General features: G+C 37.4%; 15 protein-coding genes. 11 read left to right on the top strand and 4 right to left on the bottom strand.

Annotated features, from left to right (window positions below; translation table 11 throughout):
• Nucleotides 1–209 precede the first annotated feature (209 nt).
• The 7 genes from QA612_RS20725 (at nucleotide 210) to QA612_RS20695 (ending at nucleotide 10,519) form a co-directional block, all read left to right on the top strand.
• The gene (locus QA612_RS20725) at nucleotides 210–1,028 is read left to right on the top strand and encodes a hypothetical protein (protein WP_278285743.1); all 819 of its coding nucleotides are present in this window, start codon (nucleotides 210–212) and stop codon (nucleotides 1,026–1,028) included.
• Between the two features lie 196 nt (nucleotides 1,029–1,224).
• Complete coding sequence (locus QA612_RS20720) at nucleotides 1,225–2,715, top strand: TIGR02677 family protein (RefSeq protein WP_278285742.1); 1,491 nt, start codon at nucleotides 1,225–1,227, stop codon at nucleotides 2,713–2,715.
• 32 nt (nucleotides 2,716–2,747) lie between these two features.
• Nucleotides 2,748–3,911, top strand: coding sequence for a TIGR02678 family protein (locus QA612_RS20715; protein WP_278285741.1), 1,164 nt, complete (start codon nucleotides 2,748–2,750; stop codon nucleotides 3,909–3,911).
• Entirely contained in the window at nucleotides 3,911–8,080 is a 4,170-nt protein-coding gene (locus tag QA612_RS20710; RefSeq protein WP_278285740.1) for a TIGR02680 family protein, read from the top strand. The genes QA612_RS20715 and QA612_RS20710 overlap by 1 nt, the downstream gene beginning before the upstream one ends.
• Before the next feature lie 44 nt (nucleotides 8,081–8,124).
• Entirely contained in the window at nucleotides 8,125–9,435 is a 1,311-nt protein-coding gene (locus QA612_RS20705) for a TIGR02679 family protein (RefSeq protein WP_278285739.1), read from the top strand.
• 389 nt (nucleotides 9,436–9,824) lie between these two features.
• Nucleotides 9,825–10,148, top strand: a complete 324-nt coding sequence (locus QA612_RS20700) for a nucleotidyltransferase family protein (protein WP_278285738.1) — start codon at nucleotides 9,825–9,827, stop codon at nucleotides 10,146–10,148.
• Nucleotides 10,124–10,519 carry an HI0074 family nucleotidyltransferase substrate-binding subunit gene (locus QA612_RS20695; RefSeq protein WP_278285737.1) on the top strand — a complete coding sequence of 132 codons (396 nt, stop codon included), beginning with the start codon at nucleotides 10,124–10,126 and terminating at the stop codon, nucleotides 10,517–10,519. The genes QA612_RS20700 and QA612_RS20695 overlap by 25 nt, the downstream gene beginning before the upstream one ends.
• A 336-nt stretch (nucleotides 10,520–10,855) precedes the next feature.
• Here the strand turns inward: QA612_RS20695 and QA612_RS20690 are convergent, their stop codons facing one another.
• Complete coding sequence (locus tag QA612_RS20690) at nucleotides 10,856–11,740, bottom strand: DUF6612 family protein (RefSeq protein ID WP_278285736.1); 885 nt, start codon at nucleotides 11,738–11,740, stop codon at nucleotides 10,856–10,858.
• A 450-nt stretch (nucleotides 11,741–12,190) separates the two neighbouring features.
• Between QA612_RS20690 and QA612_RS20685 the strand changes: the two genes are divergently transcribed.
• Entirely contained in the window at nucleotides 12,191–12,832 is a 642-nt protein-coding gene (locus QA612_RS20685) for a hypothetical protein (RefSeq protein ID WP_278285735.1), read from the top strand.
• Between the two features lie 392 nt (nucleotides 12,833–13,224).
• Here the strand turns inward: QA612_RS20685 and QA612_RS20680 are convergent, their stop codons facing one another.
• On the bottom strand, nucleotides 13,225–14,178 hold the full coding sequence (locus QA612_RS20680; protein ID WP_481804463.1) for an alpha/beta hydrolase: 954 nt from the start codon (nucleotides 14,176–14,178) through the stop codon (nucleotides 13,225–13,227).
• Nucleotides 14,179–14,552: 374 nt separating this feature from the next.
• On the opposite strand from QA612_RS20680, the gene QA612_RS20675 reads away from it, so the two are divergent.
• Nucleotides 14,553–14,828, top strand: a complete 276-nt coding sequence (locus QA612_RS20675) for a hypothetical protein (RefSeq protein ID WP_278285733.1) — start codon at nucleotides 14,553–14,555, stop codon at nucleotides 14,826–14,828.
• A 170-nt stretch (nucleotides 14,829–14,998) separates the two neighbouring features.
• Nucleotides 14,999–15,460 carry a hypothetical protein gene (locus QA612_RS20670; protein WP_278285732.1) on the top strand — a complete coding sequence of 154 codons (462 nt, stop codon included), beginning with the start codon at nucleotides 14,999–15,001 and terminating at the stop codon, nucleotides 15,458–15,460.
• A 296-nt stretch (nucleotides 15,461–15,756) separates the two neighbouring features.
• On the opposite strand, the gene QA612_RS20665 is transcribed toward QA612_RS20670, so the two are convergent.
• Nucleotides 15,757–16,092 (bottom strand): hypothetical protein, encoded by a 336-nt coding sequence (locus QA612_RS20665; protein ID WP_278285731.1) that lies wholly within the window; start codon nucleotides 16,090–16,092, stop codon nucleotides 15,757–15,759.
• Nucleotides 16,093–16,174: 82 nt separating this feature from the next.
• Here QA612_RS20665 and QA612_RS20660 point away from each other — a divergent pair, with 82 nt between their 5' ends.
• Nucleotides 16,175–16,429, top strand: coding sequence for a hypothetical protein (locus QA612_RS20660; RefSeq protein WP_278285730.1), 255 nt, complete (start codon nucleotides 16,175–16,177; stop codon nucleotides 16,427–16,429).
• Between the two features lie 205 nt (nucleotides 16,430–16,634).
• Here QA612_RS20660 and QA612_RS20655 read toward each other — a convergent pair.
• Nucleotides 16,635–17,591 (bottom strand): GIY-YIG nuclease family protein (locus QA612_RS20655; RefSeq protein ID WP_278285729.1); only part of this gene is annotated, 957 nt, incomplete at its 5' end.

The following is a 17,591-nucleotide window of genomic DNA, read 5'->3' as shown; positions in this document are numbered from 1 at the left end:
TACAATTTTTACTCATCATAAAATTATGAATCCTTATCCACCTGTAAAACGTAACTTGATTATTATTAAATAGATAGTTGTGTTATGGATGTAAGGATTTTATGTTTTTTTACTAATTTCTGAAACACTTATGTAATGAACAAATTTTTTCAAAATTTTAATCGTAAATGAATAAACTTATGTATGACTATTTCGGAGGAGGAGTATAGATGTTGATTTTAACTTCAAAGGAATCAAGACTTTTAGCAGATTTATATGACCTTGAAAAGATGCAGGTTGAAAAAGGGGAGGGAGATAAGGACATACGGCAGTACAATAATGATGGTTTGCAGGAACAACGGCTCAAAAATTTAGAGCAAAGAGAAGTCATCGTTTATAACACGAAAGAAGAAAGATATGAGTTTTCCCCTTTGTATCGTGAGTTGCTTACTATTTGGTTAGAACCGGATGTTTATGTTGAAGTAGAAGAACCAATAGAGAATCCACACGGCTATGAAATGGATAAGTCGAAGGAATTTTTCATCAAAGAAAATGAAATATTACTGGTGAGTGTAGAAGATCAAAATGTGACATTACGCAAATTAACTCCCAGCGAATTAGGGAAGGAAGTGCTCCTTGCGACAGGCATACAGGTTAAGGAGTCAACGGAACCATCAACAGTAGAAATTGCCATTACGAGTTCAGATTTCGGAAAACTTTCTTCATGGGTAAAGAGAAAGAAGTTTGAAAAATTCGATCAATACGTTTCCGATACTGGGGTAGATCGTGATCTTTTCCTCAAAGCTATCAGTCTATGGAAGAATAACACTTTACCACTGCTTTCTATTTATACTCCTGATGAAGGACTTCAAATAGATAATATACTTCTTGTCTGGAATGACACATTGTATCTAATAAAAACAGCTGGTTCATTAAAAGGAACTTTTAGAGAAATTGTAAAGACATCTACCGCAGATTATATAAGTTCAGCCATAGATTATGAGAAAAACACGCCAGACCGCATTAAAAAGGTGTTTGGTGTATTTTAAATAGAGTGCGATTCGCCGGGACGGTTCTAGCGAATCATTCGTTTTGCTAAACGAATGATTCAGTAGAACCGTCCCTGTATTTTACTTATTGGCTGATCTTGTCTAATTTAGTAGAATGAATGTAAAGAGACTAGAAAGAGTCGGTCCTATATTATTATTAATGATGTCATAAATTCACTTGAGAAAGGTGATTAATTTGGAGAAGTACCCATCGAAACGTGTAAAAGAGGCAACCTATTTAACAGCGGAAAAGGCATGGAGTTATCGAGCTATTTTACGTTATTTTTACATCCAGCATGAACGGATGCGGGAGTTTTTGTTTCCTGAGGAGATTTTAGACTATTTACATAAGGACTATGCTTTTCAATCATATGAAATGGATGAACTCCACCAAGATCTCGATGCCCTAGTGAGATGGGGGAATTTAATTGCTCGGCAGGAACTGGGAAAATCAAAGACGATTGAAGAGTTCAAGAAGAAGCGATTTCGATATCAATGTACGCCATATACAGTAGAGTTTGAACGGATGCTAATTCAATTAGAAAGTGTTGGAGAAACTTTCGGTGGTTCACTGGAAAAGAAGCAGTTTGAACGCCTCTATCAAGTACTGCTTCGTGTGGAAGGAGTCGTGCAACAACAAACGAAAGAATCAGACGAAGAATGTGCTCAAATTTGGAAGGATGTTTTAACGTATTTTCGGCAAATCACTCAAAATACGTCGGATTATATTGCCTATATAAATAGTGAAGAAGTGGAAGAAAGAATGCAAACCGAAGCATTTCTCATATACAAGGATCAATTTACGACCTATCTTCGGGATTTCATTATTGCCCTTCAAAGTACGGCATTACAAATACAAGAATTACTTTCCTCTATTTCCCAAAAAGCATTGACACCATTTTTTCAACAAGTAACGAACCATCAGCAGCAAACTTTCCGTTTTTCTGAGAAAAGAGAAGGAGAGGCTACCGGAGAAAATTCTGTGAATGAATTGATGGAAAAATGGGATAGTTTAGTATCTTGGTTCCTAGGAAATGAGCACGGCGAAAGTGAGTTTGAAATGTTGGAATCACGGACAAATGAAGCGATTCGCCGGATTACTCGTGTCGTTCAGCGGCTAGGTGAACGACATCAGCATTTCCGTAGTCGAAAAAAAGATTATATGCATCTAGCACAATGGTTTGACAGGATAGACGATATAGAAGAGGCCCATGAGCTTTCATCGGTTGTGTTCGGAGTGTTTCATACAAGGCATTTTTACGGCGATCATGTTCCAACAGAAGATATTTATATGGATGTATGGGAAGAAGCACCGATGGTTCATGAGACGAAACCAAGAATCAGAGGCTACCGAGAAAAAACAAAGGCTGGTTCTATCCAAAATAATGAAAAGAAGAAACAGGAAATTCGAAAGAGACATTTAGCGGAACAAAGAAAAGAAAAAGCACTGATCGAGAAATATATGAAAGAAGGAGAAATTCATTTAGCTCAAATTCCAAGAGTGGAAAGCTCTGTCCGGAAAACGTTCCTTGTATGGATTGGAAAGGCAATGGGGAGAAAGGACCGAACGATAAAAACTGAATTTGGTCGAGAAGTTCATGTGGATATTGATTTAAAAGAAAAGGTTCTCCTTCATGCAGACGATGGAGTGCTAGAAATGCCCAAGGTTGTATTTCGTTTTCGATAAAACTACTATGTAAACAACAGGAAGTGTATGAAATGGAAAAGCAAGTATTTGATGAAAAATTGCAAGACTCCTTAGCTACTTTGATGGAGCAATTCTGGGTACTTCGTTCTGTAGAACCAGAAGTATACCATCAAATCCGTCAGCGGGAACATGTATTAAAACGATATGTTGCCGATAAATTTGGTTTTGACCTTATTGTTCATCAGCATTTTATTAAGCTTGAGAAAATACCAGTGGAACCAAAAGAATGGATGGGAATTCAAGAATTTACGGATTCGATGGATTATGCCATTTTTTGCTGTGGACTTGCTTTTACAGAACGGAGATCAGTGGACGATCAGTTTCTTCTATCAGAATTAACGGAAGATATTCATGATATGTATCCTGGAGAGTTTTCCTTAAACTGGACGAATTATCAGCACCGGAAATCATTGGTTCGTGCCCTGAAAAAAATGGTCAATCTTCATATTATTAAAGCGGTAGATGGGGATATTGAGCTATTTGCTATGAACGAAGAGCAAGAAGTACTATATGAAGTAACCGTCTATGCTCGGTATTTTATGAGATCATATCCCGATGATTTGTTCCAATATAGGTCGGTCAAGGGAATTCTCGATAGTGAATGGAAACGACATGAAGGAGATGAACGGAGAAAGCGAGTGTATCGAAAGTTAATGTTTTCTCCTGTTGTTCATCGAGAAAAGGGAGAAGATCCAGACTTTGCCTATATTCGAAATTTCCGAAATCGACTTCGGGAGGATATCGAAGAGCACTCACCATTTCGATTAGAAGTATTTAAAAATGCCGCCATGCTCATGCTCGATGAAAGAAAGCAAAAGTATACATTGTATCCTGACCAAAAAGGAGTCATGGATGTGGCACTTCATTTTTCAGCAGTGCTTCGCCGTGACTTAGAAAATGATGCAATTAATGACTTAGGAGAAGTAAGACTTACTACTAGCGAACTAGAACGAATCCTCGAAAAAGCTGTTAAAGAGTATCAACACGGATGGAGTAAGCAATATCGGGAGATGACGGTGACCCAATTGAGAAAAGAACTAGTCGATTTTTTAAAGGAATGGGAGCTGCTTCAAACAGAGAAGGAAACGGGAATGCTTATATTTAAATCCGCTTTAGGACGATTGGTAGGAAAATACCCACGGGATTATTTGGAACGAGAAGGTGAGCTGAAGTAATGAGTAAATGGATGATGAATCGAGCAGGTCTATTAAATTTTTGGTATTACGATGAGGAAGTTTTTGATTTTTCTGATGGGAAATTATTGCTTCGAGGAAGTAATGGTTCAGGTAAATCGGTTACGATGCAAAGCTTTCTCCCAGTTCTTTTAGATGGGAAAAAATCACCAGATCGTCTTGATCCGTTTGGTTCGAAAGCGAGAAGGATGGAAGACTATCTTTTAGGAGAGAAAGAAGTTGTGGACCGTGATGAACGAACAGGTTACTTATTTTTAGAATATAAAAAGAAAGATACAAATCAATACATGACAACAGGGATCGGACTGCAAGCGAAACGGAACAAGCCGATGAAGTTCTGGGGATTTGTGATTACGGACAACCGAAGAATTGGATTCGATTTAGAGCTTTATAAAACGGAAAAAAGTGGAGGTGAAACAGAAAAAATTCCCCGATCTCGCGTGGAACTGGAAACGGTGATTGGGGAAGGGGGACATATTGTACAAACCCAAAAAGAATATATGGCATTAGTGAATAAATATATATTCGGGTTCGATACGTTAGAAGCATATGAGGACCTCATTAAGCTACTTATTCAGTTAAGAAGTCCGAAGCTTTCGAAGGATTTCAGGCCAACGGTTATCTATGAAATTCTCGAGGCAGCTCTTCCTCCCTTAACAGATGATGATCTACGGCATTTATCGGATACAATTGAACAAATGGATCAGACGAAGCAGCAAATAGAACAGTTGGAACGGGAATGGGAAGCCATTAAAAAAGTCAATCAAGCGTATATCCAATACAATCAGCGCAGACTGGCGGATATTGGTCAGGAATGGTTAACGACGAGAAAAAAGCTAGGGAACGAGAAAAAAGAGCTTACTTCTTTACAGGAGAAAAAAATCCAATTAGAGCAAGAGATTGTTCAGACCCGTGAGGAACAACAAAGGTTAGATCAACAACAAGAGGTCTATGGAAAAAAGCAAGAAAGGTTAAAGTCTCATAAAATATGGAACTTAGAAAAAGAACTCCGGGGAGAAAAAGATAAACTAGCTGAAGAGGAGGAGAAGCTGCAGAAAACAGAAAGCCATCTGTCTCAACTTTCCAGGAAGGAAATTCAACTCAGAGAAGAGAAGAACAAATCGGAGGAGCTTGTACAAGAATTAGAACAAGCGATCACAGATAAGCTAGAGGACATGGAATATAGTGTGGAAGAAGCCTCGTTTACAAAGCACGCCATGAACGTGACTGACTATCTTCGCGTTCGCCAGACTAGTTTTGATTTTACCGTGTGGAAAAAAGAAGCTGACAATCATTTGAAGCAGTTAACCGAAATGGTTGATCATTTTCGTGAATTCGACAGGTTAAAAAAAGAGTATGAAGCAAAGGATATGGAACGGGCAGAGGAACAGCGAAAGCTCGATAGAAAGCTTCAGGAAGAAAAGGGATGGGCTCGGTTATTAGAAGAAGATATTGAAAAGAAGCGCGGGGAAATTCATGAATGGGTACAAGGAATAGCATGGATCACTGATCTTGAGAAGCGTTTGCAGCAAAGTTCACGGGCACTCCAGACTCTTTATAAGGGAACGAATTATGATCAAGTGAAAGATCCTTTTCGGGATGCTTATCTTCAGTTTGAAGACGTACAGCGTGCCAAGAGAAATGACCTTAGTTTTCAAAAAGAGAAATTAGAAGAACAAAAAATAGAGAAAGAAGCAGAGCTGAAAGAATGGCGTGACAGAAAAGATCCTGAACCAGAAACGGCGAAAGAAACGAAAATGGCACGGCAGGAATTGGAAAAACAAGGACATTCTTTTATTCCGTTGTATGCCGCAGTCGAATTCCATGAGCATGTGCCAACGGAAGTACGGAAACGAATGGAAAGTGTGCTATTAGATACAGGGATATTAGATGCGTTAGTGATGAATGCAGAGTGCGAAGTTGTGCATGATCGTGTCCTTACATCAAATCCTGTTTTACTGCAGCAAACGTTGGGAGATTATCTGAAACCAGATCCAGAAGTGCATTCCAATGTTTCAGCAGAACGGGTCGATGAGGTGTTACGGAGTATTGTTGTTCATCAAGACGAGGGGTCGATGGTCATTCACGAGGATGGACGTTATCAGATCGGCCTGATGAAGGGGCATGCTCTTTCCTATAAAGAAGTTAGGTATATTGGACGATCTGCGAGAAAGCGATACCGGTTAGAACGTATTGCGGAAATCGAAACAGAATTGGCGACGATCACAGCGGAAATAAGTGATGTCCTTTTAACGATTCATGCAGTAGACGAAGAGATGGCTCTTGGAAAAAAGAAGTTGGACAGCTTCCCAGGAGATGCAGACTTAAAAGAAAGCTTTCACCAATTGGAAAATGTTAAATTTATCATCGCCCGTCATCGCGAACAACTGGACAATTTGGATCAACAAGTTCGGGCAGTTTATAAAGACTACCTAGAAAAGAAATATGTAATAGATGAAGGAGCTCGGCAATTTGATTTAGAAAAAACGTTAGCATCTTATGAGAAGGCTCAAAAAGAGATGGCTTATTACAAGGACGAGTTATTCGGCATTGAAACTTTGCATACAAAATGGTTCAACGAAATGAGGCGAGTTAACGAACTAACAGAACGAATAGAAGAGATCATGTACCAAGTAGATGACCTTCGCGGAGAATTCAATATTACTAAAGATCGGATCGAACGGCTAAAGCAACACGTAAATCAAATTGAGGAGCAACTTCAACAGGAAGGTGCCGACGATATTCGTAAGCAAATTGATGAAGTGGAACGACTTTTAGATAGAATCTCGCAGGAATTAGTGGTTGTAAACCAGCGACTGCCTAAAAGAGAAACGGCGCTGAGTTATGTGGAACGTGATATAGAATCACAGCAGATTCGTTTTGAATTTTGGACAAAGATGGAGAATGCTTGGGCACATTCCTTTAAGCATGAAGCCGAATACCACTTTGTTTTTCCAAAAGAAGATTTGGTAGATTCTTCAGAACTGGACCTTGCTGAAAAGGCGAAACGGGAGTTTGGAAGTCTAGTAACGGAAAAGGATGCCAGTAGAATTGATGGGTATTTGACAAGTACGTACTATGGGCAGTATTCCGATTTGATGGAATATAGGATGAATGATTACCAAGCTCATTTGGAATTACCTTCTTGGATGGGGAACGAGCTTGAGGCAGAGTACAAGCCTTTTGTGGAGCTGTGGGGTCAAAAGTCGAACCGACGGATCATTGATCTGGATTATCAAGGGAAACGTGTCAGTCCGTTTTATATTCAGGAGGTTATTGAAAAGGATCGGGAACGACAAGAAAATCTGTTAGATGAGCAGGATCAGGAGCTTTATGAAGATATTTTATTTAAATCTGTAGGAAATAAACTGCGAAGCCGAATTCGACGGGCAAAGAAGTGGACGAAGAAAATGGATCACCTCATGGAAACACGGGATACTTCTTCTGGCTTAACCTTTTCCATCCGTTGGAAGCCAAGAACAGCAGAGGTCGAGGAAGAGCTGGATACAAATGATCTTGTTGACCTTCTCATGCAAGATCCACGTTTATTGAAAGAACAAGACTTACAGAAAATTACGGGGCATTTCCGTTCAAAAATTATGAATGCAAAGCAATTACTTGATACAAAAACAGAAGGGCAAACATTACTTCAAGTTTTAAAGGAAGTACTAGATTACCGTAAGTGGTTCTCGTTCGTTCTATCATATCGAAGAGAAAATGAACCGAAACGGGAGTTAACAAACTATGCCTTTTATAAGTTTAGTGGTGGGGAAAAAGCGATGGCGATGTATATTCCATTGTTTACGGCATGTTATTCCCGTTACCAGGAAGCCGATGAAGGGGCTCCATATATTATTTCTTTGGATGAGGCATTTGCTGGAGTGGATGAAAATAATATTCGGGAGATGTTTGAAATTGTCGAGCACCTTGGCTTTAATTATATTATGAATTCCCAAGTATTATGGGGAGATTATGATACGATTTCAAAGCTAGCTATCTGTGAGCTTGTCCGTCCGAAAAATGCAGATTTTGTCAGTGTAATAAATTATCAATGGGATGGAAAAAAACTTTCGGTGAGAGATTTAGAGGCAGAGTCGCTTGCAGCTGGATTAGAAAACACGGATGAAGAAGCATTTGAAAACGTGAAGTAATAACTCGGATGAGTTACTAGTGTGTGGAAAGGAAGGGGCATGTGATGGAAAAAAAGTTGAATGATGCACAGCAATTTTTTCTGGATTATCCTGTATATCGACGTCTTTTCCTGCTTTTTAAGAAAAAATATCAGTCATTAGGGAAGATCGGCGGTACTGTAAATGTCGCTGATTTTTCTTCCGATGACTTGGAGCATTTAGCTTCTTTTTTTGGAATGACAAGTGCGGAGCTTTTGGAAAAAGGAAAGGGAAAGGTTTCCCTTTTAGCATTTGAACGTCAGCTTAGGCGGACAAAGTTTGAAGGGATAAGCTTAGTTGAGCTTTTAGAGCATTTTTTTGACGAGAAAATTCTTTCTAACACAGAAGTGAAAAACCAGAAGACTATATTTTTCCTAGAAACATTTAAAGATTTAATAGGGCGATTTCCAGAAATTTCTTTTTGGCTAGTTTATTTAAAGAAGAAATCAGCCGATACGTATTGGATTTATCGAATAATTGAAGAGAAGCCTGGGCGATTTAATGAATATGTTTCCATATTACATGAGGCATTTGAGAATCTCCCTGAAGAAGCAGAACGAATGCCCATGTTCAGTCAGCGCATCTCTCAGAATCCCCATGCTTTTGACATAAACACGGAGTTAGGTAAGCTTTGGCTTCATTTACTGGCTGTACACGATGGGGGAGATGAAGAAGGAGATAATGGGAGGAAGGTTCCATCGGACAGCGAAGGGATTAACCTATTATTAGAAAAATATAGACTTTTTCGTGACGATATCACGAATTTTGTAACAGCAGTGAATATATTAGGGGAAACGTCTGAAGGGGTGCATCCAGTCTGGGAAGCAGCTGTATTAAAGAAAGTCCCATCGGTCTTAAATATTCCAATTCGTGAATTAACGTCTATAATAAGAGCTTATTTACCTGATCGTTTCGACGGAAAAAACGTGTGGGTAGTGGAAAACTCAGGTGTATTTTCGACCATTTTAGATCGTTTTCCAAACGCGCCTCTTATTTGTACGCATGGACAATTTAAACTGGCAACGTTGAAGCTATTGGATTTGTTAGTAAAAGAAGGCTATCACCTTATGTATGCCGGTGATTTTGATCCAGAAGGTGTATTGATGCTTCAGCGGCTAATGCAACGTTACGAAGGACAGGTCTTTCCGTGGCGAATGGATGCGGAGCATTACTTTGCATCAGATCCTGCTGTTCCGTTATCGGAAGATCGTTTAGCTAAGCTAAATAATATTACAACGGTTGAATTAAAAACCTTAAAAAATACGATTCTGACAGAGAAAAAAGCGGGTTATCAAGAAGGGATTGTTTCGTTATATTTTGAGGATCTTCGTTTGTGAGGAAATGCTGGACTAAAGTACCTGCCCCCCGGTATAGAACACACTGGGGCTCAGGCACCTTTTCCATGTTGTTTTGTAAGGGTGATATGTATCTAAATGGAAATTTGTTCATATTTCCATTTTCAATATCTTGACACAAATAGAAAGGAGAATTCGCTGATTTTTTACCAAAATCTTCAAATCTATAGTATTATAAAAGGGGAATAATGGATGATTAGATCTTAACCAAATATTGAAGGAGACACTTGTTCTGGAAATGATATCTGACAGACCTTAGAGATTCTTCGGGACGGTTCTAGCGAATCATTCGTTTTGCTAAACGAATGATTCAGTAGAACCGTCCCCACTTGTCTGTGATATAATATTACAAAAAAGAGGAGGGAGGAAATATGACTGGTAATACTTACTTACGGGAAAGGGTTTTACTTGAATTAAAAGAAATAATTTTAGATAAATTATCTGGTGAAAATGCACGTGTTTATTTATTTGGATCTTGGGCCAGAAAAGAAGAAAGACAAAGTTCTGACATTGATATTGCCATTGAATGTTCGGAAATTATTTCTCCAAAAACATGGAATGATCTTCTTGAGAGTATTGAGGAATCTTCCATTCCATATCGTGTTGATATTGTAGATATTCATACAGCCAATTCAGCTTTAGTAAATAATATTAAAGAGGAGGGGATTTTGTGGAAAGATTACGCGAACGAATAATATCAGCGGAAAAAGCACTGATTTCACTTAAAGAACTCGTTTTGATTAGTGCTCCAAATCCGATTGAACGAGATGCGATGATACAACGATTTGAGTATACATTTGAAGCTTGTTGGAAAACGGCGAAACAATACTTATTCGATATGGAGGGAGTAGATGTTGGTTCTCCTAAGGGCGTAATCCGTAGCAGCCGTGAAGTAAACTTGTTTAATGATGAGGAAACGATAACTGCATTAAATATGGTAAATGATAGAAATCTTACTGTTCATACATACAATGAAGAAATAGCGATAAAAATTCAGTCTAGTATAAAAGAATACTTTATCCTTCTAGAAAATTGGATTAGAAGAATGAAAGAAAGGATAGAGTAAAGCACTTTTGTGCCTGTCCGCCAGTACAGTCTTTAATTCAAAAAGACCTAGGGGAAATGCGATAGTTGAACCATTTAAATTAAACGAAACATATGTGAATTTTTGGACAAATAATCAGCTCCAAATTCCCGGAATTGTAGAAGGGTTTATATTAATGAAGGCAGAAGGAAAGATTAAGCAACAACCCGATCTTTTACAAGTTCTTTTTTAAAACAATTAGATAAGAGATATACTTTAGTGTCAAACGGATTTAAGTGACCCCCGGTATAAAGTATTACCGGGGGTCAGCCTTTTCATTTTTTCCACTGTCCCGATGGATACCGTTCCGCAATGAAACTATTGTCCAACAGGAACTGCTTCATTTACCACTTCATCTGGAGCAGTAATTTCATCATATTCATTGAAATCACTATACGTAAAGCTTGCTTCATACTCTAGTAATATTTCTCCTTCACCTGAAACGACTTGGAGTTCCATGTTATGACTGAGCAGGTAATACGAATCCTTTTCTACTACTAATTCATACATGCCTGCAATATTTGCCTCCTCCAATCGCCTTGCAGAAAGGTGACTTAGATCGTCGTGAAATATGGCATCATAGGCTTCTGCTTTGAATTTTAGTGAATAATGATCCCCATTATCTGTGATTTCAAATTGATCACTAAAATCTGTGTATTCATCAATATCTCTCAATCCTGTATCTGCCCAAGCTTGAAAACTATGATTATCGTCACTTCTTGGCATTTTAAACCACATGTCTTCTTTTATATACATTGCATCTTCAACCAAATAATACTCTGCCTCTTCATCCTCATATTCTGAAATAACATTTCCGTACATCGTGAACACATCATCCTCAGAAAATGCCATTTTCATCAGCATTTCTGAATCAATCTGTTCACTGCCGTCTCCACTTGTATCGGTTTCGAAAAAGGATCCTTCAAGCTTATAACTCATTAAATTATCCATCGCTTCAGAAGTCTTCACGATTATTTCATGACCTTCGCTTGAGAAGGCCTCTTCTACCTCGTTTGTGCTTTCCTCCTCTTCGTTATTTGCTTCTTCGTGTGCATTCTCCTCTTTCTCATTATAATCTTCTGTTGTCACATTTTCTTCGTTTTCATTTGCAGAGTTATAATTACTCGCTTCTTGGTCATTCGTACTACACGCTGCCAACCAGCTCATTATTAATATTGTAAAAACAAATAGAAATTTTCGCATGTGTAAACCTCCTTCATTGTATATACGGTTACAGTACTAGAATGTACCATTCAAGAAGGAGATTTTCTATTATACGAAAGTATAAGTTGCAAGTTTGGATGTTTCTAAGTCCAAAGGGAAGATGTTTCTTAAATCGTATTACCCCTAACGAACTCCGGGTTAAAATACTCTAATTCGGATAAAGACTAATCGACATATAATTATCTAATTTTCGACTAGCCAATCACGAGAACCGACCCTACGATTCCTGCTTTTACAGATGAAGATATTTACTTTCCATTAAACATTGCTAAGAGTTATTGATGTACCCTTCTCCATTTAACCAATAGTTTACTAATGTTTTAGATAGAAAAAGCTTGTTATAATAACATAGGTTGTTAGCTTCATCGGTGGCTATAGCTACCGTGTAGAACGCAGAAAACTAAATAACTTCAAGAAGGAGAAACAAGAATGGCAGAGAATTTTTGTATTAGTTGTGGAAATGCGCGGAAGGGGAGTGCAAATTTTTGTGGCAATTGTGGTAAAAAATTTTCTTCGTATAACATCGAGAAACAAAAGTTGTTCCCGTCTCACCACCCTAAACCCTTAACATTGAATATAAACGGAATCACAAAATTTTTCGATAAAGGACCAAGAGGAATGATTTCTGTTTTCATTAGTATCATTCTTGCTGTATTACTCTATTTTTCTGCATTCTATTTAGAGTCCTATATGCATTATTATGCTCCCGTAGCATTAACTTATTTCACTATTTTAATTATATTAATAATTGCATTTCAAGTATGGGCAGTGTCCCTTCAGTTGAAGCGAAGAAGTTTTTCACCTTTGATTCCAACCTTCATAGGTATGTTTTGTGTATTAGTTTCAGGGGTGTTGATAAGGGATTTTACGAGTTGGATAAATCAAAATAGTGCATTTGTCACGAGGTCTGACATAAGTGATTTAATCTTAATATTATTCACATTTATATTTTACATTTTTATTTGTGGAGTCAATATTTTCACTACGTTTTTCATTGGAAAAACGGAAAAAATCATCCAACAAATGAAAAATATCTTTCCAAAGCATGTAGGGAATTCATTTGGAAAATAAATAATGTAGAAAATAAAGCGACTAATCCACAGTACACAGTACAGTTACGTTTTATTGTAATGGGTGGACAAGGAACCATCATATAGATAAAACGATGACTTACAAAATGCACAGCGATTATTAGATATAAGTTATACGGAAGAGCTCCCAACAGACATGATTCATCATGGTCAGTCGGGAGCTCTATTTTTGTATTTCACACACTCCATTTGTAATTCTGGATTGCTTTAATATTGATTATTATAGAGAGATTACGTGAATTTTGTTGATGCTGTTTCCTTACATTTATAAATAGTTAAAAAGCATAAGGAAAAAGGACTTTTAAAGTACTTTGGTGCCAGACTACCAGTGAGTTAATGCTTTACTGCATCTGGAATCTGACACCTTTTGTTCTAGCTACCCAACGCAGACTTCAAAACTTGGATGTATTGGTTAACTGCTCGTTTACTTACTTCTGCATTCACTTCAACCCTTTCAAATGCGTGAAAACAACCAGGATATAAATGGAACTCCGTTGGCACACCCGCCTGGTTCAGTCGTTTTACATAATCGATCGTTTCATCACGGAAAAGGTCTAACGTTCCGATACACGTATAGGTTGGGGGCAGCCCAGATAAATCAGTTGCTAAAGCAGGAGAAGCATAAGGGGATATTTCTCCATGTAAATGTTCACCTAAATACATTTTCCATGCGTGAATATTCTTTTTCCTGCTCCATACGCGATGATCCATTATCTCATAACTGGAAGGTGTTGTACTGCGGTGATCAATCATTGGATAAAGCGGCATTTGAAAAACGATGGAAGGACCTTTTCGATCTCTTACTAATAATGCTAAAGCAGCCGTTAATCCTCCTCCTGCACTTGGTCCAGCAATAGCGATTCGAGAACGATCTACCGAAAGTTCTTGTGCTTTTTCATGTAGCCATAGAAAGGAAGTATAGCAATCTTCTAATGGTGCTGGGAAAGGATTCTCTGGTGCTAAACGGTAGTCTACAGACACAACAACACATCGAGCTTCAGAGACAAATTTTTGGCACAAGTAATCATCACTTTCCACTTTGCCAAACATGTAGCCACCACCGTGAATCCATAAAATGCCCGGAAGAAATTCATCATGTTCTGTTGGTTTGTAAATTCTCAGTTGAATGTCAGGTGCACCACTTGGTCCTGGAATATATTTATTCGTTATGGTGACCGACTTATCTGTCGGAATTGGGTTTCCAGCATTCCTTGCATTTACTAACCTTCTTGCTTCTTCCATGTCAATTGTTTCCCAATCAAAGTCTAAAGTAATCATCTCTGAAAATTTCTGTTTTAAATCAGGATGTATTTTTGTCGTATCCATATCCACTACCTCCATACAATCTACTATTTTAATGATATTAATTGAATTTAACTAGCTAAAACAAAAGACCTAACCTTTGGAATGTTCCGAATATTGGTGGCGAGTATCAATGCTTTAAAACTTTTATTTAGTAACTAAACAATATGTATCTTATACATGCTCATTATTTTACCACTCAAATTAAAAAAAGTAATCTATGAGGATTATAACTATTTTGCTGGTGTTTTCATCGGGACGGTTCTATCGAATCATTCGTTTAGCAAAACGAATGATTCAGTAGAACCGTCCCTATATATCCGTAGCAAAAAATAATTAGCCTATGTATATTGTGGATGGAGATTCAAATCTATATTTCTGATGGGAGAGTGAAGGGAATGAAACGGTGTAAAGTGTGTAGAAGAAAGCCGAAGCTAGAAAGACGACTGAATAGTGAGGGGATTTTATTCTGTTCTGATGATTGTTATGAAGACTTCGACAATTCTCCTGATGATTTTAGTCATCCATATATTGATGATTATGAAGCGGTCCGGTTTGAGTACATCGAATGGATGAAAAGTTATGAGGACGATCTTTATAAGTATTGGTTGTTTGGGTCACCGAAAAAAACAGATTTAATAGAAGCTATTGAAAGTGTCGTAGAGGAGTTTTAGGACTACTCTCGATTAGAAGGAACAGATGGCGTATTCTCAGAAGAAATTTATCACTACTTGCTGCAATTGGAAGATTTCCAAAAGGTAATTGAGAACTGGGAAGTGGACGGAAAAGAATTGAAAAAACGTCGCAAGCAATTGGAACAAAAAAAGAAGGGAGGTTCTGTTAGATGAGTAGAGGGGAGCTATACTATGATAATGGTCATTTAAAATATGAGGGAAAGTTAAAAAATAATGAACCTCATGGGTATGGTAACGGATATTGGGAAGATGGGAGTATTATTTGGTATGAAGGTCCTTTCAAGGATGGAAAGCCGTTTGGGAAGGGGAAATTCTATTATAAAACAGGCCACCTCAGTTATGAAGGAGAATTTGAAGGATTGCAATATGTAGGGGAGGGAACGGAGTATTATGAAAATGGCAACATTAAATTTACTGGTCGATTCCGGAAATGCCTATACTTCTTTTACGGAGCAAGATTATATGTAGAAGGAAAACTTTATTATAAAACAGGCAAGCTTCGATATGAAGGGACGTTTAAAGGATTGAAAAATTACGAGTTTCGTAAAGGAGTTGAATATCTAGAAAGTGGAAGGGGAATTATTCATGGGTACTCTGTAAATAGTAGATAAAGCAGGTTTTTTTAAAAAAATAACAAAATCTCTTTTTCTTCATTTATGGCTAAAATTTTTCTATATATGACTATTAGATAGTAAGTCTAGTAATTAGGGGGACAGTTGGGACCTTGTCCCATTCGGTGATACTTTACTACGCTGCACGCTGGGGGTCTGGCACTTTTTATTCTGTGACAGATCACTGTCCCCATGACCCATTTCCTGTTCATTGGTCATCATCTATAGTGGAAAGCTTTTAATTGAAGTGAAATATAATACTAGAAGTAGTAAGAAGCCGAAAAAATCCGTTTAGGTTAGTTATTAGAAAGTTGTCTATTTAATCGTTCTATGTTTCTTTCATTGTCCACCGATTTTGCCCAAGTAATCTCTTGATCCATTCTCAACAATTCGAGTTTTCCCATCATTTCTGCATGTTGTTTTTCCTGGGTTGCTTTCATTCCTGCCATGTCTGCTTTCACTTCTGCCATGTCGTCTTTCATTCCGTTCATGTCAGCTTTCATACCATTCATGTCATCTTTCATTCCTATCATTTCGTCTTTCAATGTATCCATATCTTCTTTTAGGTGCCCTACCATGGAAACGAGTTGTGTAAGCATTCCTTCAAACCGATCCATTCGTTCGTCAGTCATTTTAATCACCTCCTTTTAGAAGATTATACTACCTTTTTATCCCGTTTACTATATAAAAAAGTAGATTCTAGTAGCGGGGAAAATGGGGGGCGTTCCCCTTTTCCTGTGCATAAGCGGGGGCTGTATCTTTTCCTTTTTATTAAATGCATGTGGAACAGAGAACAAAGAAGGTCAAGGAGATAGCAATAATGAAAATGAGAATGAGACTGAAGATGAATTAAACAATGATGAAACTACGAATGAAGTGAATAGTGATCAAAGCAACGAAGAAGAAAAAGAAGATGAAGTAGTAGCAAACAACTACGAGTACTTGATATTACAGGTTAGGTCACCATGATATTAACTACTTCAATATCTTAGGAAGAAAATCTATAAATATAATTGAAAACTTTGAATATAATTGTGTTACTACTAATTTATGTATTTCCATGAATGCCTCTAATGGGTTAGGAAAAGGAAACAAGGGGCAGGGGGCAGTTCAAGTCCTGTCCCCATGCCCCAAAAAATTAATCGACAAGTGAGTTACTTGTCGATTAATCTTACTATGCGATACTGACCTTTTCTTTCTTTTCCTCTTCTATAATACTCAAGCTTTGACGATATTCTTCAGCAACTAGAGTAGTAGTGAATTCTACGGTTGGATCAATGTCTTGCACAACCTCTTGCAATTTTTCTACATCGGAGGAGAAAAATTCTTTGCGAAGATTTATTTTGTTTACTCGTTGCTCCTCCAGTTGCTCATGAATTTTTTGCTCAAGCTCCACAGCATTATCACTAAATACCATGGCATGTATGTCGAATTTAAATGGAACAGAGGCATTACCTAACTCATCAATCCTATCAAGTGGGTTTAACCTTCTTGTCATCCCAATCTTAAATATATTATCACCAAAAGATCCTAGATTTGAAATTACATAAACGTAACCAGCTCTTCCATTAGCACGCTTAACAATCTCTTCTTTTTGCTCTTCTAGTTTATTTATTTGTTCCCCAAGTTCTTCTAATCTCGAATTAAGTGCAACTATTTTCTCAGGGTCTTTTTCCAGTTCAAGTAGTTGTTTATTTTTCTCAATTTCTTGTCTGTATTTTTCTTCTTCCTTCTCTATTTTTTTCTTTTCTTCTTCTAGTAATCTACGTTCTTCAGCTTCTTGCCTCATTTGTTCCTTTATACGTCGCTGTTCTTCTTTTTCTAATTCTTTTTGAATGTAGAATTTATATTCAATCTGAATTGCATTTTGAAATAATGGATCTAATTCGGATAAAAATCTAGTTATGGTCGGTAGGATTTGAGCATTCCCGTTCCCACAGATTATTAAATATTTATTAATTAACTCTTTAGCGCTTTCCAATGAATTATCTAGGTTTGTATATCTTAATTTATGCAAGATATTTTGTAATTCAGCTTGTAAACCTATGACCATCAAGTGATAGATAGTTTTATTGGCTTTTGTTGTATACCTTGATTCATATGATTTAAGTAGTTTTTGAATTTCTCTATT

Source organism: Evansella sp. AB-P1 (assembly GCF_029688925.1).
In the GTDB taxonomy this organism is placed as follows: domain Bacteria; phylum Bacillota; class Bacilli; order Bacillales; family Salisediminibacteriaceae; genus Evansella.
The sequence above is the reverse complement of the archived record's forward strand: the minus strand, read 5'-3'. Positions and strand labels throughout refer to the sequence as shown.